The organism is Gorillibacterium timonense (assembly GCF_001457415.1).
Lineage (GTDB): Bacteria > Bacillota > Bacilli > Paenibacillales > NBRC-103111 > Gorillibacterium > Gorillibacterium timonense.
The window spans coordinates 2,057,603-2,077,303 of the sequence record NZ_LN881724.1; the positions used below are offsets into that span (position 1 = coordinate 2,057,603).

Consider the following 19,701-nt stretch of genomic DNA (forward strand, 5'->3'; position numbering starts at 1 on the left):
AGAGGAAAGTCTTTTTGCGTTCAGTTTAGCGGGAAGCTCACTTATTCAAAGATAAAGTCATCATCGGTGAGCGGCTCCACATTGAGCGCACGCACGTAGCCGTTTCCCTTTTTGGAGAAAAAATCATGCTGCTTGGTGTGGGTGCTGATACCATTGAACACGATCGGATTGACTTCCTCCTCTGGGAACAGAGGGTCGAAGCCGAGGTTCATCATCGCTTTGTTGGCGTTGTAGCGAAGAAAAACTTTAACTTCATCGACGAGGCCGATCTCCGTGTAGATTTGCTCGGTATACTGCTCCTCGTTGGTATGCAGGTAGCGGAGAAGGCCGACGAGGGTTTCGTATACGCCTTTTTGCTCCTCCTCATCCAGCTCGGCGTAGATCTCCTGCGCGAGAACGCCCACATACACGCCGTGAATGCTCTCGTCCCGGAGGATGAGATCGATGATCTCGCCGCTGCAGGTCATTTTGCCCTGTCCCGCCAGGTAAAGTGGATAGAAGAAGCCGCTGTAGAACAAGTAGCTCTCCAGCAAAACCGATGCCGACATCGCAAGGAAAAGCTGCTTTGGCGATTGGATATTCGTGTAGTATTGACGGATCGTCTCCGCTTTCTTTTGCAGGAAGGGATTCTCCTCCACCCACTTGAAGACGGCGTCGATCTCCTCCGTCGAAGCCAGCGTCGTAAAGATGCTGCTGTAGGACTTGGCGTGGATCTGCTCCATCATCCCCATGAAGGCGAGCACGGCCTTGCGCTGCAAGCCATCCACATGCTCCATGATCTGCGGCATGCCCACTCCGCCCTGGATCGTATCGAGGAGCGTCAAGCCTCCCAGCACCTTCATATAGGCATCTCGCTGCTCCGGGCTCAACGTCACCCATACCATCTTGTCGTCTGACAAGGGGATTTCATCGTCGGTCCAAAATTGCATGATGTTCTGATCCCAGAACATCTTCGAATAATCATCATCCGGCCGGTTCCAATTCACGGCTTTGATCGCGCTCATCACCTTGCTCCTCCTATCTGCCTAACTCATGTATACAAACACACCCTAGCGAGGTCTTTGAACGAGGTGAATCGCGGAGACATGCTCCAGAAAGAGAGTTGTCCCCGCCCTCCGTTACACCGAACAGGTCAAGCATTCCTCGACGGACAGCTTGTTGGTCCGGGTGTAGTAAAGCGACTTCAGCCCTTTATGCGCCGCATACAAGTAATAACGGGCGAGCTGCCGGGTCGTCACATTGCTGTTCACGTGCAGCACCGTGGAGATGCCTTGGTCGACGTGAGCTTGAATCTCCGCGATCAGATCGAGCACCTTGAACTGATCCATCTGGTAAGCGGACTTGTAGTAGAACAGGTTGTCCGGCTGCAAATAAGGCATCGGGTAGTAGGTCGTCGAATTGGCGTACGTGCGCGTTTCGATGCGCTCGACAACGGGCATGACGCTGGACGTCGCATTCTGAATGTAGGAAATGCTCGCTGTCGGAGCAATCGCCATCCGGTAGGCGTGATAGAGGCCGTTCGTCATGACCTTCGTCTTCAACTCCGCCCACTCGGCCGGTCCCGGGAGCTCGATTCCTTCGAAGAGCGCTTTGACGCGCTCGCTGATCGGTCGGTAATCCGTCGTGAGGTAACGGTCGAAGTAAACCCCCGTGGCGTAATCCGACCGCTCGAAATCGCAGAAGGTATCCCCTCGTTCAGCCGCGATGTCGCTGCTCTTCTCGAGCGAATAGAAGTTCATCGCCATGAAGAAGGCGCGTGCGAATTCTTGGGCCTCCCCGCTCTCATAAGCGATCTTGTTCTTCGTCAGATAGCCATGCAGGTTCATGACACCCAATCCTACCGAATGCATCTCCCGGTTCGCCTTCACCACGCCTGGCGCGTTCTGGATCGTCGTCATATCGCTGACTGCCGTTAGGCCGATCATGCCCTCATGAACCGATTCCCGAAGTTTGCGCTTCTCCATGACATTCACGATGTTGAGCGAGGCCAGGTTGCAGCTGATGTCCCGGCGGATGGTGTCCGCCTGGCCGTAGTCGGCGATTTCGGTCGTCTCCTGCAGCTGGAAGATCTCCGTGCACAGGTTCGACATTTTGATCTGGCCAATTCCTCCGAGCGCATGTCCCTTGTTCGCATTCGAACGATTCATGATGTACGGGTATCCCGATTCCAGCTGGACGGAGGCGATCTTTGTCAGCATGTCCCGCGCACTCATGATCGCCTTCTTCTTCACACGGCTGTCAGCGAGGAGCGTGTCGTACATATCATCCAGGTTCATGTCGTCGAGATGAATCCCATACGCCTTATAGACGCTGAATGGAGCGAAGATATGCAGCGGTTCGTTGTCCTGCGCCAGCTTGTAGAAGCGGTTCGGTACGATGAGGCCGATCGACAGCGTTTTGAGCCGCGTCCGCTCGTCGGCGTTGATCTTCTTGCTGTCGAGGATCTCCATGACATCCCAGCCGAAAATGTTGTAATACGCGGCGCCCGAGCCCTTGCGCTGTCCCATCTGATCGGCGTAGGAGAAAGCATCCTCCATCAGCTTGAGCACCGGCATGATGCCCTTCGCAGCGCCTTCCACACCCTTGATCGGCTCGCCTCGGCCACGCAGCTTCGAGAGATTTACGGCGACGCCTCCGCCGATCTTGGACAGCTGCATGCAGGTGTTGAGCACATAGTTAATGGAGTTAAGCGTATCGTCCATCTCCAGGAGGAAGCAGGAGACCATCTCTCCACGACGGCTCTTGCCTGCGTTCAGGAAGGTCGGCGTAGCCGGTTGAAGCCGCTGCTCCATCATGGAACGGGCGAGCGTCAACGCGGTCTCGACATTCCCTCTGCCGAGATGCAAGGCGACGACTGCCACGCGGTCTGGATAATGCTCCAAGTACTGCGAGCGATCATTCGTCTTCACTGCATAATCGGTATAGAATTTGGATGCCGCCATGTAGGAAGGAAATTCGAATCCGTAGACGTGGCTGGTTTCATACACCCGCTCGATTTCCTCCATCGAATAATGGGCAAGCATATCCTCATAATAGTCATTCTGAATCATATAACGGACCTTCTCGGCCGTGTCGCGGAACGTCAAGCTCTTCGCCCCGACCTCTTCCATAAACACCCTTACCGCCTCGCGGTCCTTGTCCAGCTGGTAAAATCCGTTCGGATCCAGCTTCATCAGCATGTTGTTCAATTCAATATGCCGCAACCCGGCTCACCTCCATACGAAATCGTTCCGCATCTCCCATTGTGCCGGACAATTCAAACTTACCGATCACGGGAACCTCATATTTCTCCGCGATCAAATCTGCGCTGCGGGCGAACTTGTCTCCCCAATTGCGATTGCCGCTTGCAGCAACACCCAGCAGAAGATCGTGGTTCTCTCGAAGAAAAGCGGAGACCCGCTCCGGCACTTGACCGAAGCCGGTCGTATACGTCACCAATACATAAGGTTCTTCCAGCTTCAGGGAGTCATGAATTTGGATGGCGGGAAGTTTCAGCTTCTGCACGAACCTCTTCACATTGCCCGTCTTGGAATCAAAAACGACTACCATTCCTGTACTCCCCTTCCTTGCTAGTCCGATCGAGCATTGGCTGAATCCTTGCTTCGAACCGCATAAAAACCCTTGTCTTCTATACACACCGAACAATTGTTCGAAACACCATATGTAGTCGGTACTACTTAATTTAACGTCAATATGTAGTGATGTCAATCACATTTTGTCGGCTCGACCGATGTTTTTTTGCTCGATAATTACCTATGAAAACCATGAAAACCAGCGGTGAAAGTGTAGGTTTTCGACCTATTTTTCATGCTCATCCCTATGCCGTCAGTATTTTTTCAGCAAAAAGAGCTGCTCGAGGGAGCAGCTCCAAATGGGAAAAGATCAACGTTTTCATTTGTGATGGTATTCACAACATCGATGCGATTTATTTAACCGCCTTAATCGTTATCGTCCTAAATCGCATGGAGGTAAGCTTGTCAATCTGCACGTAATCGTTATTCCGTATCCGTTGTCCGAAAAACCTTCACATTCATTTTGTCGGCCAAGAAGGAAGGGGCAAATCGACCAAAGCTTTGGAAGTGCTCGGATGCGTTATGAGCATCGACCGCTTCCTGGTCCTTCCACTCCTCCACCATCGTATAAGCAGTCTCATCTCCCACAAGCTGCATCAACGTGTAGCGGATACAGCCAGCCTCCGCCTGCGAACCTTGAACCAACGGTTGAACCGCCTCCAAGAATGACTGCTTCTTGTCGGGGAACACCTTAAAATCGGCATGAATGATAATCATCGTTCCTTCTCCTCCTTCTCTATTCCGGATGAATCATCAGCCGCGCTATCCTTGCCGACCAAATAAACCGCATCGGCCGATTCCGCGATCCGCGGGGACGCCATCTCCGTCAGATGCTTCCAATAGCGCTTGGGCATATGATTCATACGCCCTCTCGGGTTTATTCTTTCCTGAATGGCTATGGTTTCGTAGAACCTTTGCCACATTGTGCGATACGCTTCTTCATCGCGGCTCGCCTCCGGTAAGGTCAACTCGTCCACCTCCATGATAACATGTTCACCCGGCCGGTGCACGAGCGCCTTCTTATGGGTACGGTCATAAATGAGGAAGGCCTCCCTCTCATACCGGTCACAGAAATGGGGAGCCAGGAGCGGCAGGACCTCGTTCAAGGGTTCGATTTCGGCGACTAGCACTTGGCCGTAAGCGGAAAAACGAATGAATCCCATCCACTTGTTCACCTCACGGTTCAGGCCCTGAACCGCCTTGTGCAGGGAGTGAACGGTATCATCCGCCAGACGGTTGAGGGCATCTTGCCCTTCCCGTAAACCAAGGCGAACGTAGCGCAGCACGACCAGCTCCTTATGCGGGTGGCACGTCAAGATGCCATTCTGAATCAGATCGAGAGCTTCCTGGCCGAGCTTGCTGCGAATCCCCTGCTCGACTCTTCTCGCTTTCTCTTCGACGGTCGGAATCTCGATCACGTCAAAGAGAACCGGCTCAGCGGAACCTTCCGGTTGAATATCAATAGGGATGATCTTGCGAGCGTAGCTCTCGAAGATACAGGTCAGCAAACCGTCTGCGGTGCCATCATAGACGAAGACTACATCTGTCCGGTAAGGCATTGCACCACATCCTCCCGGCTAACCGCTGTATTCAGCGGATTCTTCGGGTCGAGCTCGTCAAAGAAGGTGAGCTGCTCCACTTCCGGTTTGTGCAAATGCTTCTTACGCATATTGTCGGACACAAGCGCTCTCAGAGCCGAGTCTGGACTGATCCGCAAGCCTTCCAGGGTTCTCCCGCTGCAGAGAATAAAATATTGAGCGCGCTTAAGAACCACTCCGAGCTTCTTCAGCCCGGCGAAGTCAAGGGCCCCCGTCCTCCGGGCTTTCAGGATTCGTTGAGCGCTTGTTACCCCAATACCAGGAACCCGGAGAAGCATTTCGTAAGGGGCCTTGTTGATTTCGACCGGGAACAGCTCCATATGGTGGATGGCCCAGTTGCATTTGGGATCCATCAAGGGATTGAAGTTGGGATTCTTCTCGTCAAGCAGCTCCTTCGCTTCGAAGCCATAGAACCGAAGAAGCCAATCCGCCTGATAAAGCCGATGCTCTCTCAGAAGCGGCGGCTTCGATTCGAGAGCCGGAAGAAGCGAATGCTCAAGAACGGGCGTGTAAGCGGAATAGAAGACACGCTTCAGCTTGTATTTGCGGTAGAGGCCTTCGCTCAGATTCAAGATGCGGTAATCCGTATCCGGAGTCGCACCCACGATCATCTGCGTGCTTTGACCAGCCGGTACAAACTTGGTCGCATGGCGGTATTTGACGATATCCTTGCTGTTCTCGGCGATCCGCTCCTTCATGTGGCCCATCGGCAACAGAATCGATTCCTTCGTCTTGTCCGGTGCAAGCAGCTTCAGGCTTTCCTGCGAGGGAAGCTCAATGTTCACGCTCATCCGATCGGCCAAATGCCCCAACCGGGTCAACAGCTCCGGATCGGCTCCCGGTATCGCTTTCACATGAATATAGCCCCCGAACCGGTATTCGGTTCGCAGCAGCTCCAAGGTTTCAATTAATCGCTCCGTTGTATAATCGGGATTCCTCATTACTCCCGAGCTGAGAAACAATCCCTCTATGTAATTGCGCCGATAGAACTGGATGGTCAGGTCGGCCAATTCCTGCGGGGTGAAGGCCGCTCGCCTTGTGTCGTTCGATTTCCGGTTGACACAGTAAGCACAGTCGTAGATGCAAACGTTGGTCATCAGCACCTTGAGGAGCGAAATGCAACGACCGTCCGCAGAGAAGCTGTGACAGATGCCCATGGATACGGCGTTTCCTAACGTACCGGGCGTATTCTTACGGTCAACTCCGCTTGATGTGCAGGCCACATCATATTTGGCGGAGTCAGTCAGGATAGTCAGTTTATCGATGACGTCCATATCGGTTCCTCCTGTCTTATCCAGTATAGATAAGAACGTTTGTTCTTGTCAAGAAAGACTCCATGAATGTCTCTCGTTAGCCGCTCCGTTATCCCTGCTCCTGGTGCATACCCAAAGCAACAGCCAAAAGAACAACAAAAAGCACATCCTCAAGGATGTGCTTACTTGTTGTTGCGTTATGACAGAGTTCGATCAACTTGATCTCAGCTTCCTAGACGCATCATCATCTTCTCTTCGACGATTTCACCATTGACGAAGTGATCTTCGACGATCTGCGGAACATCCTCAGGCGTAAGGTCATAGTACCAAACCCCTTCTGGATATACGAGCATGAACGCACCGTTCCCACATAGGCCCAAACAACTGCACTTGTTGATCTTTACCTCTTTCATAATCCCATGCTCGACCAACTGCTCTTTAAAGGCCTCCATCACGGGCTCCGTCTCCTGGTTGTTGCAATGCTCGCTGCTGCAAAAGAACACATGATGCTTCAAGGCTTTCATCCGCATATTCATTCTCGTCCGCCTCCATGTCATCTATCGTGACTGATTTGCCGAGAATTATAGGGGATGTTCACCGTTTTGCTTATGATATTTCTTACAGAAGCGGATCCATTTCGAAATTGTTTCAAAATGTCCTTAATCTGCGTCAGCTAACTTTACACGAACGTTCGACTGCAGCTTGATAGACGGCCTTCGAACGCAGTCCGACCAGCTTATCCACCGGTGAACCCTTATAAAAAAGGATCACCGTCGGCATGCTCATAACTCCGTAAGTGGATGCAAGCTCGGGCGAATCATCGACATCCACCTTCGCGATTGGCAGGGAAGCTCCGTATTCTGCGCTCATCTCGTCCAGAATAGGACCTAACGCCCGGCAAGGAGCACACCAGCTTGCACCAAATTCGATCAATGCCGTTTCCCCCGAGTTCACGATCTGTTCGAACCCTTCTTGATTTACGGTAGGTACGTTCATGATTTGTCGCTCCCTTCGTTTTCTTCAAGGATGGAGGTAATCCGCTCGGCGAGATTGGCGCGTATACCGGTCAAAAGCCCAATTTGAGCATCGAGCTCGGCCATCTTCTGGCGGTAGATCGGAAGGATTTCTTGGCAAAAGGCTTCCTTGTTCTTCATGACGCAGGTCAAGAAACCGGATATTTCTTCGGTAGTCAGCCCGAGCGATAGATAAAATCGGATGGTCTTAACCTGCTCAACCGCCGTGAGGTTGTACTCCCGGTAGCCGCTATCCGAGCGATCCGACTTCAACAAACCCTGCTGTTCATAATAACGCAAGGACCGAATGCTGGCTCCCGTCAGCTGCGATAGCTCTCCAATTCTCACCGATGGCTCCTCCTTTCCTTGACTTGCCCTCATTATAAACCCTGACATTAGTGTCAGAGTCAAGCGAAAGCTATACTTCTTGTACTTATAGGTTGCCCGGAAATTCACATGCTTCGCTAAGCCTTGCGTTCAAGCGTGTCCAACCATCCGAAATCCAGATTGAAAACAAAACCTAGTCGACCGTTCGTGGTTGTGGAATAATAAGGGAATCCTTGATTCATTCAAAGGATCATGGGATAGAAGTTGAGGAGGTTGGCATTCGTGCTAGAGCTTGAAAAAAACAATTATTTTACTCTTCAGAACGTGGCAGCCGGGATTTGGGCCGCGATAGCCGAACCTGGCAGCGGGGCGGCGGCCAACTCCGTCATCTTGGATCTGGGCGACACAACCGTCATCGTCGATACCTTCAGCTTACCTCAAGCGGCTGATCATTTGCGCGAAGCCGCCGAGAGGCTGACAAACAGGCCAGCAGCGTTCATCGTCAACACGCATTTTCATGGAGATCATCATTATGGCAATCAATCCTTCCCTGGCAGCCGGATCATCGCATCCATAAGAACCAAGGAACTGCTGGATCAGAATCCGCGCGGGGAGACTGCCGACTGGCAGGATGGGCTGCGGCGGCAAATCGATGGCTTGTCGGAAGTGAGAGACGCTGCTTTCGATCCCAGAGTTCGCCTTGCTTTGGACCATGAAATCGGGGATAAAACAAACCTGTTCGAGGCTGCCCCCTCTATTCAACGGGTTGGCGCTTCGCTAACCTTGAAGGATGAGTTATGGATTCATGGCTCCGAGCGAAGCATCCGCTTGTTTACGTATGGAGGAGGACATACCGAGAGCGACCTTCTCGTATACGTGCCCGATGCCAAGGTATTGATCTCTGGCGACTTGATCCTCGGGAGATCGCATCCCGCTATGCTGCATGGCGAACCGAAGGAATGGGTATCCATCATTCAAAGGATAGACAATGAACTGGATATTCATAAGGTGATCCCTGGTCATGGGGAAGTTGCGGACCGGAGCTGTCTAAGGGACATGACAAGCTATCTGACGGATATTCAAGCCTATGCAGAGCAAGCAGCCAAGAGCAGCATAGACGTTGAGTTCTGGCTGGCGAAGGGTGTTCCCGCTCCTTATGATGAATGGCGCTTATCCCATGTGTTCGAGTGGAACTTCCGTTGGCTGTTCGCCAAAAGCCAATAACCCCCTCAAGTCCGGGTTAGGGATCATCCCAAGGAATGATCGAGTGCAGCCGGATGAAGGGGCATTCTGGGAATGCGGATTCAACACATTCTCATTTATAGACGATTCTTCTTGGTTCGCTGCCGTACGGATGAGCTTTGGATGTGCCGCCAAACCATTCGTAGGGGATATCGTTTTCTTTTTTTCCTTCACAGACTTCTTTCACAGCATTCCGATGCGCTTCATAGAGTGACGCATCCTCCAAGTCTCTGCTATGCCCGGTTAAAATGAAATCATATTCGCCGCGTATACTCTTCAGCGTGTCTAGAGACTGTAAAAACACCTCCATGGGCAGACTTTCCTCCAACTGCATCCATGTCTGTTCAATGATGCTGTCACCGGTAAACAAGATTCGATCCTGGCGGTCCAGCAAGCAAATGCCTCCCGGGGTATGTCCCGGAACACCGTAGACTTCCAGCTCGAGTCCTCCCAGGTCGATCACATCTCCTGCGTGAATCGGTCGAAAATCCGCCGGTTTCAGCTTCATTTGTTCAATCGCTTCTGTAAACATCGGCTCCTGATAGAATTGCTGTGCCAATGCCAGATCGTCCGGATGGAGATACGCTTCCTCGAAATAAATGTTGCCGTAGATATGATCAGGATGACCATGGGTGTTCACAACCATTAGCGGTAAGCTTGTAATCGTTTCCGCAATTTCTCTCACATTCTCATAGCCGTTCATCGTATCGATGATCAATGCTTTCTGGGAGCCAATCACAAGATATCCGGTTGCTTCGTCGTTGTCATTCATTAACCAGATGTGATCCTTGATTGGCTTCATTTTTACTCGCTCGAACATGGTTTCACCCTCGTCTGTTTCTTAAGATAGAAGACAATCCGCAACACCAAAAAAGCAATTCTAGTTTATACCAAATTCATCGCAACCGCCAATCTTGAATGCCCGCATGAAAGGGAGATCTTCCGATCCATACAAGAAAGGACCAAAAAATCCACGGCGAAGTAGATTTTCAGGTCCTTTCGATTCAAGTAAATCAAACGTTAAGCGGAGCACATCATGTCATATAATGACGGTGATACCGCCTCCACACTACTTTCATTCCATTCTTATTAGTGGGAGGAAACGGCCTTCAGCCGGAAGACCTTGCTGGCATAATCGCCTTTCAACGGTTCGAAGGACAGGCCGACATTCATCAAGCGGTCTCCCCCGTAGGTTCCGACTCCTTCGACGACGTAATCCCGCTCGGGATCAAGCCCTTTCAGGTGTAAGGACGCTTTCGGCCCAAACGGTTCGGCCAGCACCTTGAAGAAGAAGACCACCGCATCGGAACGGTCCTCGCTGACGAACATCCACGCCGTCTCCTTGTGCTCGAACGGGCTGCGCAGGCGGTATAGCTCACCTTGCTGGATGATACCGCGAATTTCCTTGTACATCGCAACCTGACGCTTTACCTCGACCCGTTCCTCTTCCGTGAACTTGGTGAGGTCCAGCTCATAGCCGAAATTGCCGGACATGGCCACGTCGCCGCGCATGGACAACGGCGTGAAGCGGCCCACTTGATGGTTGGGAACGGCGGATACGTGAGCTCCCATTGTGCTGGCCGGATAGACCAGGCTCGTTCCATATTGGATCTTGAGGCGCTCGACGCTATCCGTGTCATCGCTCGTCCAGGTCTGCGGCATGTAATAGAGCATGCCCGGGTCGAAACGGCCGCCGCCGCTAGAGCAGCTTTCGAAGAGGACATGCGGGAACGCCGTGGTGATCCGCTCCATCAGCTCGTACACGCCGAGCATGTAGCGGTGAGCGATTTCGCCTTGCCGTTCGGCAGGCGCAGCGGCGGAGCCGATCTCGGTCAAGCTGCGATTCATGTCCCATTTGACATAGCTGATCGATACGCTGCTGAAGATTTTACTGAGCGTGTCATAGATATAGTCCACCACTTCCTGGCGTGACAAATCCAATACGAGCTGGGTCCGCGCTTCCGTTCTTCTACGGCCCTCCACATGCAGACACCAATCCGGATGAGCGCGGTACAACTCGCTGTCCGGAGAGATCATCTCCGGTTCGACCCACAGGCCGAACTTGAGCCCTTGGTTATTGATCCGCTCCGCGAGATTGCCGAGACCAAGCGGCAGCTTCTTCTCGTTCACAAACCAGTCACCAAGCGATGTCGTATCATCGTTGCGTTTACCGAACCAGCCGTCGTCGAGTACGAACAGCTCGATCCCGAGCTCCGCTCCGACCTTGGCGATATCCTCGATCTTGTCGGCGGTAAAATCAAAATACGTCGCTTCCCAGTTGTTCACGAGGATAGGGCGGACTTGGTCACGATATTGTCCGCGGCAGAGACGAGTCCGATACAGCTTGTGGTATGTACGGGACATGCCGCCAAGCCCTTCCGCCGAATAGACGAGAATCGCTTCGGGAGTTTGGAACGAATCCCCCGCTTCCAGAACCCAATCGAAATCGAACGGGTTCAGCCCGATCTGCACCCGCACCTTCTTCATGAAATCCACTTCGGCCTCCGCAAGGAAATTGCCGCTGTAGACGAAGCTGAAGCCGAACACATCGCCTTGATCTTCATCCGCGCCCTTGCTTGCCAGCGCAACGAAAGGATTCAGCTGGTGTCCGCTCATGCCGCGGCGGCTTTCGAGCCGGGTGCTGCCGGGACCCAGCGGACGGCGCTGCATATGCGCTTCCCTGGACCATGCTCCCGCCAGATACACCACATCATAATCAGATACATCCAGATCGACGCTGGCGCTGAGGGCACGCAGAAGGTGGAGACGTTTCTCTCCGCCATTTACAAGCTTGGCCGAACGAGCGACCGCGTCGGAACCAGCGAATACGCTGTAGCTGAGCACAACCGTGAGGCCGGAATAAGCATCCTTCGCGGTGATTTCAAGCGTGAGTGCTTCTTCGTCTTGCTCGGCGTAAACCCCAGGAAGCCCTTTCAATTCCGGTTTGCCCGGAACGATCCGATACCCTTCATACAGCAGCTCCGTGATGCGGGTTCCGTCCTCCAGCTTGACCTGATAAGCCGGTACGCGGAAGTCTCCGTTGCCATACTGCGGATACTCTTGACTGGTCATGTCGAGATTGGCTTGTGTGGGATAATTCGGAAGCTGAGCAAGGTTGCCCGAATCCCGCAGCTTCTTGCCCCAATACTGGTGCACGAGCACCCCGTTCACGACTTGCACGATGTAGCTGACTTTATCTCCTTGCAAATGAAACAGCAGTTCGTTTTCATGGACTAAAATCTTCACCGATTGAACACTCCCGTTCTCGCATAATTCCCGCACGGAGCCGAATGCCGGAGATATTCGCGGCAAAACGGCGATCGACGGAACCTTACACGATGAATTATACCGAACCGGAGAAGTCGAATGAATGTCATAGTGTCGGGAAGACCTGTCATGATGTACCGGAGGCTACCACGGACGCTCGCTGTCCATCCAGCCTTCCCGAACCCAATGCTCCCGGTCGAGCGGATTCCATTTGTTCCCCTTTTGGCTCAGTCTCATGATTCGAAAGATCATCCGGGTTTTGAAGCCTGGACGAGCAGAGTTGACCTCCTTGCGGATTTGCTTCGCCAGCTTTGACGCTTTTCGCTCAATTCGCTGAATGGTCTCCGGTTTCACGCTCTGCCAGTTGAAGGCCGCCACCTTTACGCTCCAGCGGTGGATGACTGGCACCCCCCAGAAAAAGAGTTGCGTCCGAAGATCCTTGGTCACCTTGGAAGCTCCTGCGCCTGCGGCGGTAGAAATCACGAGGCCGACCTTGCGAAACATGGTGGCACTCGGCCGATGAGACATCCAGAGATAGCCCACGTGATCGAGGGTTGTCTTGAGCTGGCCGGTCATCCCGAAGACATAACAAGGAGAATCGAGAATGATGACATCGGCTTCTTCCAGTGCCGCGACGATGGGTTGAACCGCATCTGAATGGGGGCATTTCATTTCCCCTTCCATAAAACACTTGTAACAGCCGACACAGTAGCCTGGCGTATCGCGCGGCATGAAGAATTCGCGAATCTCTGCTCCTTCACCGCCTAACCGATCAAGCACCGAGTGAGTCAAGTGATACGTGCTTCCCCGGTGCATCTGTCCGTGCAGAACGGCAATTTTCATCCGTTATCCCCTCGCTCCCCCATATACCCTGCGGAATTGAATCACATGCTGCTTCACTCTCTCCAGCGCTTCCTCCTCCTTCTCCGGGTGACCGTCGTAGAGGCAGAGCAGAAGGTAGAGCGGCGAATAAAAATGCAAGGCAGCGATGTCAGGATCTTCTTCTCGAAACGCTCCGCCGTTCATGAGCCCTGCAAACAGGAGGCTCTGATAATGGAGCGGACCGTTCAGGAAGGTATCTGTAAATGCGCTCCCCGCTGCATTGTTCCGATACTGCTCGATGGAGAGCATTCTCCGGAACTTGGCCGCGTAATCGTCGCGAAGGTAATACCGAAACAAGGCACAACTCATTTCGATGAGAGCCTCTTCGGTGATTTCTGAATAGACGATAACTGGATCGAACTCCACTCCCTGCTTTGCTTCGCTAACTGGAGCGACAGCCGCTCCGGGGATTCCCAAAGCGCTTTCCATCGTATGGTAGCGTTCGTTCATCTCTTCGAGAAGGGTGTCAAAGATGGCCTGCTTGTTCCGATAATGCTTGTAGAGAGAGCTCTCCTTGATCCCAACAGCCCCCGCTATATCGCGCACCGATACCCCTTCATACCCATGAACCGAGAAGAGAGTCAAAGCTTCTGTCAAAATTCGTTCCTTGGTGGTGGGCTGCTCACCGGCATCCAAAGCTGCGGCTGGTGTCCTATCCTTGCCATTCATTCGAAATCCCTCATTTGGCTAACAGTTGATAGCCACATTATAGCGAACAATCGTTAGCCTGACAATCACCCACTTACGAATCAGCGGAATCTTCAAAATCCGAAGACTCGTAAACTGGCCGAAAGAAAAACCGCTTCTGAATCGGTCTCCCCCCATGATTAGAGAGGCGGTTCCGATTGAAGCGGTTTTCTTTTTCAAACCTAAATCATAGCGGCTTTTTTGAAATCATCAACCGTCAATTCATAATCGATAAAGGATTGTGGCTCGCCAAGCTGATCCCTCCATGAATCCATGCGAACGTCGGCTTGTCGAAAGCCTAGCTTCTCATAGACATGCTGAGCCCGCTTATTCTTCACGTTTGTATCCAAGATGATTGTGGTATATCCCATCTGCTCAAATAAAAAGCGAATCAGCATCGATAAATAGAGAGTTCCATAGCCCTTCTCCTGTTGCTCAAAATCGCAGATTTTGATGCCAATCCCTGCCGTATTCTCTTTAACGGTACTGTAGCTCATTTCCCCGATAGAGATGCCATCGACTTCCAGTATCAGTCGTCGGCTGCTGTCATTATCAGCTAGAATGCGATTCAAGACTTCCTGCTCCGTGGTGCCAATCCCATTCGGAAAGCCAGCGTGAGCCATAATCGCTCCATCGTTCCACCATTTGCATAACGTTCGCGCATCCTCCGCATTCGCATTTCGGATGACGAGTCGGTCCATAACCAGTTTCATTTCATTTCCTCCCTAATTAGTGGGAAGGCTAACGAATTGCAACCCTCCCGGGTATCATACAAGCGGACAACATCGACTTTTTCATGACTCTCATCCTTTCTCTTTACTCTTTCGCAGTAGACAGATAAAGCTCGACCCTTCTCGAAATGGTCGTCATTTCCCGTCCCTCTTCCTTATCCTAGCATGAGCAGGGCATTCCTTTTACGGAGAGTTTCCTTTATAGGAATGGATTCCGTCGCTCGATTCCAAACGAATTCCAGCCGTGTTTCTTTCAGCAAGAGGATCGAGGTTCACGATTAATCCGTAATCAAGCTGGTTACACTGATCTTGCGGACCCGCCGCGAGACGAGCATAGATACCACACAGGAAACCGCCAAGAGTCCCAAGCACAGAAGCGACACCTCCGGCAGGTTCACGCTGAACTCCACGTTGTAGATGCCGAGACTTGACAGCAGCAACATAAACAATCGATCGGAGTACAAATAGCCGAGAAGGCTTCCAACCGCTACTCCCATGAGGATGACCGGCAAAAGGCTTAAGGTAATCTGCGTCATCAATTGATGGGAGGTATGCCCTAACCCCTTGAGGATCCCAAGCTCTCTTTTTCGTCGAATGACAAGCGTCTTGATGACCAGATACAGGATCAGGCTGACCACAAACAGGGTAACCGCCGTTACGGTCCACGTGATGGTCGAGATGGCATAGGTAAAGGTCCGCAAAGTCCCCTCCAGCCATTCTTCCATATTCATGGTGATCCAAACTCCTGGGAACCGTTCTTCCAGCTCCTGAACGAAAGCTTGCGGATCTGTCCCCTCCTTTAAGTACAAGTCCAAGGTTTTGGCCGTATAGTCCGGCATCAATTTGACGAAGCCCTCCTCCGTCATCGAGGCGACCATTCCCAATTGGGTGATCTGCTGACTGAGGCCGGTAATTATGTAGGTGTGAGTGATTCCGTTCGCCATGACCGGGACCTCATCCCCGATGGACTTGCCGATCCGCTTCGCCACCATCCCCGACAAGGAAATTTCGTTATCGTATAACGGATGTCTGCCTTTGTAGACCGTTTGGGTCTCCAGCTTGCTGAAATCATTGGACACTTGCAGGAGGACCATTTGGTTCTCAATCGTTGCGTTCATCCCATCCAGCAGAGCCAGCTTCCGAACCCCTTCCATGGAGGACAGCTCGTTGTACCTTTCCGGAGTGATCTTCCCCTGCTTCGGCGCGAGCTTCACGTTGCTGCGTTCGATCCCGACCAGCTTGATCACTTCCGTGTTGTCCCTCGTCATATTGAAGTTCAGAATCAGGCAAAAGACGCTGGAAAACGTAAGTCCCGTCACGATGAGGACCAGCATTGCGTTCTGCTTCGTTTGCCGAATAAGAGCCTTCAGCCCCAAAGCCAGCTGCAAGGGAAGCCGCGAATTCGCTAGAGGAAGCGGATTTCGTTTGAAATTATGCGTTTGGAGCCCGCTTTGCAACGCGGCAATCGGAGTGATGCCTCCAATTCTCCTGCTGGATAGGAAGGCAACCAAGAGCAGCAAGCCTACGATGGTCATGAGGCTCACCACCGCACTGATCGAATCAAAGGAAGGCGACCACAGAAGCCCAAGGGAAGCTGAAATCATATTTCCGACAAACGGCATCACCACTGCGGATAACCCCAGACTGGGCAAAGCCGCGGTGAGCCCGATGAAGAGAAACTGCAGCAGAATGGAGCTTCTGATTTGCCGTGAGGTATATCCATTTGCTTTTAGGACCCCAATATTGACCATGGAATCTTCAATTTGCACCAGGATCTGAAACCGCATGACCACGAGGGCTATGCTCACGATCAAGAGAGAGAAGACCACGAGAATGGCAGCTAGCATGCGAACCATAAACTGGTTCCCCTCCATGGCAGCCCCCCCATCGAGGATGGTATAGTTGCCGCTTGCATCGGAGGCGGTTAGCTTCTCAGACAAGTCTTGGCATAGCTTATTAACCGATTGACTGGGATTGTCCAAGATACCAGAGAGGAGCTCATATCGAGCCTCTTGGCCCAGCACCTTCTCTAGCTGACGGTAAGCCGATTCGTTCGCGAATAGCTTCACAGGTCCGTTCGTAAACGATCCAAGCAGAGCTTCCTCGAAGAAGCCTCCGATCATAAAGGAATACGAGCTGCCTTTGATCGGAATGGTGAAGGTGTTGCCTGCTTTGTACCCGCCGGACAGCTGAAACATGTAAGGCAGATAAATCAGCGCCTTCCCAGCCGGTTCCGCATGCGGATCAACCTCCGTATAGGGCGACAGCGATCTCGGAGCATCCTTATTCAGAATAAGCAAGCTGGCCAGAACCTCCGAGTCTGCATAACGGATCTTGCTCTCTCCGACTTGCAGAGCACGCTCGGCTTCCCAATGGAGGGTAGCCGGATCGTTCTTGACTACCTCTTGAAACGAGGAAACCTCCCTGCTTTCTTTGTAAAAGGCAATTATGTCAGGAACGTTCAGTTCCTCCTTCTTATGCTCTTGAAACGAACCGAGTCGCAGCATAACAGACAAGCCGATATAGAGAAGCATCACAGACAGTAAAATCAAAATCATGAACGTGATGGCGGCGCTTTTGCGCTTGCGGATATTGGACCAAGCTACCTTACTTATCGCGTATCCCATCCGTTACCACCCCAGCTTCGCCAAGAAGTCTTGAAGCTGCGCAAGCCGCTCCGAATCGGAATTTCCACGATAAGAGGGCAAGCGCAGCTCATCCATGACGATCCCGTCTTGCAAATAGAGAATCCGATTGCCTCGCAAGGCGGTTTTGACATCGTGGGTCACCATCACAATGCTCTGTCCCTGTTCGTTGACTTCCGTCAACAGCTCTAGTACGCTTTCACTCGCTGCACGGTTCAGGGCTCCAGTGGGCTCATCGGCAAAAATCGCCTTCGGGCTGTTGATCAAGGCCCGGATGATCGCTGCCCGCTGCGCTTCGCCGCCGGAAATCTGCGAGGGGAATCGCTTCTGCGTGTTGGCGTCGAGTCCCACTCGGGTCAACATCTCTCGGGCTATGCGGACCGCCTCGGCCCGGTTTTTCTGGACCAGATAGGCGCTGGTCAGCACATTGTCCAGCACGCTCATCGTATCGAGCATGTGGATCTGCTGAAACACAAACCCGCAATGGCTTCTGCGGAAAACCGCCAGTTGGTCATTGCTCATTCGGGTCATCTCTGAGCCTCCGAACGAGATCTCACCTAATGTCGGCTTATCCATTCCCGACAAGGCATAGAGCAAGGTGGACTTCCCCGACCCGGAGCTTCCCATGATGACCGTGAAATCACCCTCATAAAGGAGTAAATCCAGATTCTTCAACACGTGCTGCTGGGTTCCTCCGTGAGAGAAGGTCTTCACCAGCTTTTTGGTTTGCAGCAAAACGCGTCTTTCGGCGTCCTTATCACTTGCTATCATCCTCGAAACCACCCCATCCGGTTGATGCTCATTACGGGCCTTCTCTATCAGGCATAATAATGAGGGTGTCCCAAAAGCAAGCTTTGGAACAACCTCAGGAGCAAATGGGATAGCAAAAAAAACGAAACGAAGGAGCTAAGCGGACCGTTCTCGCTTAGCTCCTTCGTTTTTGGCGTCTATCGCTGCCTTCTTGAGCAAATTGTGGGCAAGCGACAACCACCCGACCTCGAGGCTCACCTTTGGTAAGCCTCGAAGCAGGAATCGTCTAAAGCCCCGGTTGTTCTTGATATCGCCAAACACAGGCTCTGGCTCAATCATGCGTTGTACGGCTAAGGCGTACCCTTCTGCACTGCGGAGCTTCTGTCTGGCCTGGTTCTTGAGCTGCATATATTTCATGCTGACCCTAATCTCACGATTCCCTTGTGCTTTCGTACACTGTGATTTCAGCGGACAGTCCTCGCAGCTTGTGCTTCGGTAATGCCGGTATTCGATTTCATATCCGCTTTCCGTCAGTACCTTGCTCGTTCGACGAAAATGAAGCGTCTGCCCGGCCGCACATGTCCAGGTGTCCGATTCGCTGTCATGGCTCCAGTTGTCGATCTTGCTGATGTCATTCTGCCATGCCTTACTCGTCTCCCGATGATACGTGCTGTATTTGACGATCGCTTCGACTTCACTTTGCTCCAGATAGTCGTAGTTCTCTTCACCGCCATATCCCGCATCGGCAATCACGGTGCTCGGCAGTTTCCCGAGCTGAGCCTTGATCTTTTCGAGATGAGGGATGAGGCAGCGCGTATCGGTCGGTCGCTGGTGGACGCTGTACCCGAGAATGAACTGGTTTTCGGTACCGACCTGCACATTGTAGCCCGGCTTGAGCTGGCCGTTTCCCATGTGGTCTTCCTTCATCCGCATAAACGTCGCGTCATGATCCGTTTTACTGTAGCTGTTTCGCGTGCCTAAGATGGCTTGGTGTGTTTCGTACCTCTGAAGCCGGGGAAGCAAGTCCTTTCGGAGCGCGCGCACGGCTTTCTTGAGCGGTTTGTCCTTGGGCTTTTCCTGCAGGCGTTCTTCCAACTGTCGGACCGCCTGCTCCAGCTTTTCACTGGTAACGGCTGCCGACTCGCCCACTTCGAGAAGATCCCGGCCCTTGTGCACGCCTTCCTCTTGCTTCTCCGCCTCTTCAATTGTCGCAAATAGCGTTTGGACCTTCTCCTGGAGCTTGGCCTTGTGCTTCACGACTGCTTTCCCCCACACAAAGGTATACCGATTCGCGTTGGCTTCAATCTTGGTACCATCCACGAAGTAATGCTCCAATTGCACGTAGTTCTCCTCCGCCAGAAAGTGAAGAACGGCGGTAAACACGGTCTCCAGCACGGTTTTCATACGCTCCGAGCGAAACCGATTGATGGTACGGAAGTCCGGTCGTTGTCGGCCTGCGATCCACATGAACATGATGTTTTCGCGCACGGCTTTGGCAATCTGACGAGAGGAGTAGATGCGCTGGGTGTAGGCGTAGATGATGACTTTAGTGAGCATCTTGGGATGGTAGCTATCTCGTCCTCCTCCAGGGTACGCCGCGTCGAAGATGGCGTCGTCGAGACGATTGACGGCGGCGTTTACCACGCGAACGAGGTGATTTGCGGGAATGTCTTCCTCCAAATCCATTGGTAAGCACAGTTGATCCATGCTATATTGAATGTACAAAGAAACCGA

18 protein-coding genes are annotated in these 19,701 nt (G+C 52.4%); 1 reads left to right on the forward strand and 17 read right to left on the reverse strand.

Annotated features, from left to right (window positions below; genetic code table 11):
• Nucleotides 1–41 precede the first annotated feature (41 nt).
• From nrdF to BN2684_RS22125, 9 genes are all read right to left on the reverse strand, one after another.
• Nucleotides 42–1,004 carry a class 1b ribonucleoside-diphosphate reductase subunit beta gene (gene nrdF, locus BN2684_RS22085; RefSeq protein WP_058304237.1) on the reverse strand — a complete coding sequence of 321 codons (963 nt, stop codon included), beginning with the start codon at nucleotides 1,002–1,004 and terminating at the stop codon, nucleotides 42–44.
• Nucleotides 1,005–1,118: 114 nt separating this feature from the next.
• Nucleotides 1,119–3,203: a class 1b ribonucleoside-diphosphate reductase subunit alpha gene (nrdE, locus tag BN2684_RS22090; protein WP_058304238.1), complete on the reverse strand. Its 2,085-nt coding sequence runs from the start codon at nucleotides 3,201–3,203 to the stop codon at nucleotides 1,119–1,121.
• On the reverse strand, nucleotides 3,190–3,549 hold the full coding sequence (gene nrdI / locus BN2684_RS22095) for a class Ib ribonucleoside-diphosphate reductase assembly flavoprotein NrdI (protein ID WP_058304239.1): 360 nt from the start codon (nucleotides 3,547–3,549) through the stop codon (nucleotides 3,190–3,192). Before nrdI ends, nrdE begins: the two co-directional genes overlap by 14 nt.
• Before the next feature lie 446 nt (nucleotides 3,550–3,995).
• Complete coding sequence (locus BN2684_RS22100; RefSeq protein WP_058304240.1) at nucleotides 3,996–4,289, reverse strand: putative quinol monooxygenase; 294 nt, start codon at nucleotides 4,287–4,289, stop codon at nucleotides 3,996–3,998.
• Nucleotides 4,286–5,131, reverse strand: a complete 846-nt coding sequence (locus BN2684_RS22105) for a TIGR03915 family putative DNA repair protein (RefSeq protein ID WP_082652134.1) — start codon at nucleotides 5,129–5,131, stop codon at nucleotides 4,286–4,288. Before BN2684_RS22105 ends, BN2684_RS22100 begins: the two co-directional genes overlap by 4 nt.
• On the reverse strand, nucleotides 5,110–6,444 hold the full coding sequence (locus tag BN2684_RS22110) for a putative DNA modification/repair radical SAM protein (RefSeq protein WP_058304241.1): 1,335 nt from the start codon (nucleotides 6,442–6,444) through the stop codon (nucleotides 5,110–5,112). Before BN2684_RS22110 ends, BN2684_RS22105 begins: the two co-directional genes overlap by 22 nt.
• A 203-nt stretch (nucleotides 6,445–6,647) precedes the next feature.
• Entirely contained in the window at nucleotides 6,648–6,959 is a 312-nt protein-coding gene (locus BN2684_RS22115) for a (2Fe-2S) ferredoxin domain-containing protein (protein WP_058304242.1), read from the reverse strand.
• 133 nt (nucleotides 6,960–7,092) lie between these two features.
• Entirely contained in the window at nucleotides 7,093–7,419 is a 327-nt protein-coding gene (locus BN2684_RS22120; protein ID WP_058304243.1) for a thioredoxin family protein, read from the reverse strand.
• Nucleotides 7,416–7,784, reverse strand: a complete 369-nt coding sequence (locus BN2684_RS22125; RefSeq protein WP_058304244.1) for a MerR family transcriptional regulator — start codon at nucleotides 7,782–7,784, stop codon at nucleotides 7,416–7,418. Before BN2684_RS22125 ends, BN2684_RS22120 begins: the two co-directional genes overlap by 4 nt.
• A gap of 261 nt (nucleotides 7,785–8,045) precedes the next feature.
• On the opposite strand from BN2684_RS22125, the gene BN2684_RS22130 reads away from it, so the two are divergent.
• Nucleotides 8,046–8,987 carry an MBL fold metallo-hydrolase gene (locus BN2684_RS22130; RefSeq protein WP_058304245.1) on the forward strand — a complete coding sequence of 314 codons (942 nt, stop codon included), beginning with the start codon at nucleotides 8,046–8,048 and terminating at the stop codon, nucleotides 8,985–8,987.
• A gap of 91 nt (nucleotides 8,988–9,078) precedes the next feature.
• On the opposite strand, the gene BN2684_RS22135 is transcribed toward BN2684_RS22130, so the two are convergent.
• The 8 genes from BN2684_RS22135 to BN2684_RS22170 all read right to left on the reverse strand — a co-directional run bounded on the left by BN2684_RS22135 (nucleotide 9,079) and on the right by BN2684_RS22170 (nucleotide 19,692).
• Nucleotides 9,079–9,825, reverse strand: a complete 747-nt coding sequence (locus tag BN2684_RS22135; RefSeq protein WP_058304246.1) for an MBL fold metallo-hydrolase — start codon at nucleotides 9,823–9,825, stop codon at nucleotides 9,079–9,081.
• Nucleotides 9,826–10,094: 269 nt separating this feature from the next.
• Complete coding sequence (locus BN2684_RS22140; protein ID WP_058304247.1) at nucleotides 10,095–12,251, reverse strand: alpha-galactosidase; 2,157 nt, start codon at nucleotides 12,249–12,251, stop codon at nucleotides 10,095–10,097.
• 165 nt (nucleotides 12,252–12,416) lie between these two features.
• Nucleotides 12,417–13,115 carry a flavodoxin family protein gene (locus tag BN2684_RS22145; RefSeq protein ID WP_058304248.1) on the reverse strand — a complete coding sequence of 233 codons (699 nt, stop codon included), beginning with the start codon at nucleotides 13,113–13,115 and terminating at the stop codon, nucleotides 12,417–12,419.
• A 3-nt stretch (nucleotides 13,116–13,118) separates the two neighbouring features.
• Nucleotides 13,119–13,823, reverse strand: coding sequence for a TetR/AcrR family transcriptional regulator (locus BN2684_RS22150; RefSeq protein WP_058304249.1), 705 nt, complete (start codon nucleotides 13,821–13,823; stop codon nucleotides 13,119–13,121).
• Nucleotides 13,824–14,023: 200 nt separating this feature from the next.
• Complete coding sequence (locus tag BN2684_RS22155) at nucleotides 14,024–14,554, reverse strand: GNAT family N-acetyltransferase (RefSeq protein WP_058304250.1); 531 nt, start codon at nucleotides 14,552–14,554, stop codon at nucleotides 14,024–14,026.
• A 296-nt stretch (nucleotides 14,555–14,850) separates the two neighbouring features.
• Entirely contained in the window at nucleotides 14,851–17,199 is a 2,349-nt protein-coding gene (locus tag BN2684_RS22160) for an ABC transporter permease (RefSeq protein WP_058304251.1), read from the reverse strand.
• A 3-nt stretch (nucleotides 17,200–17,202) separates the two neighbouring features.
• Nucleotides 17,203–17,988, reverse strand: coding sequence for an ABC transporter ATP-binding protein (locus BN2684_RS22165; protein WP_058304252.1), 786 nt, complete (start codon nucleotides 17,986–17,988; stop codon nucleotides 17,203–17,205).
• A gap of 135 nt (nucleotides 17,989–18,123) precedes the next feature.
• A complete protein-coding gene (locus BN2684_RS22170) occupies nucleotides 18,124–19,692 on the reverse strand; it encodes an IS1182 family transposase (RefSeq protein WP_058304253.1) in 1,569 nt (522 codons plus the stop codon).
• Between the last annotated feature and the right edge of the window lie 9 nt (nucleotides 19,693–19,701).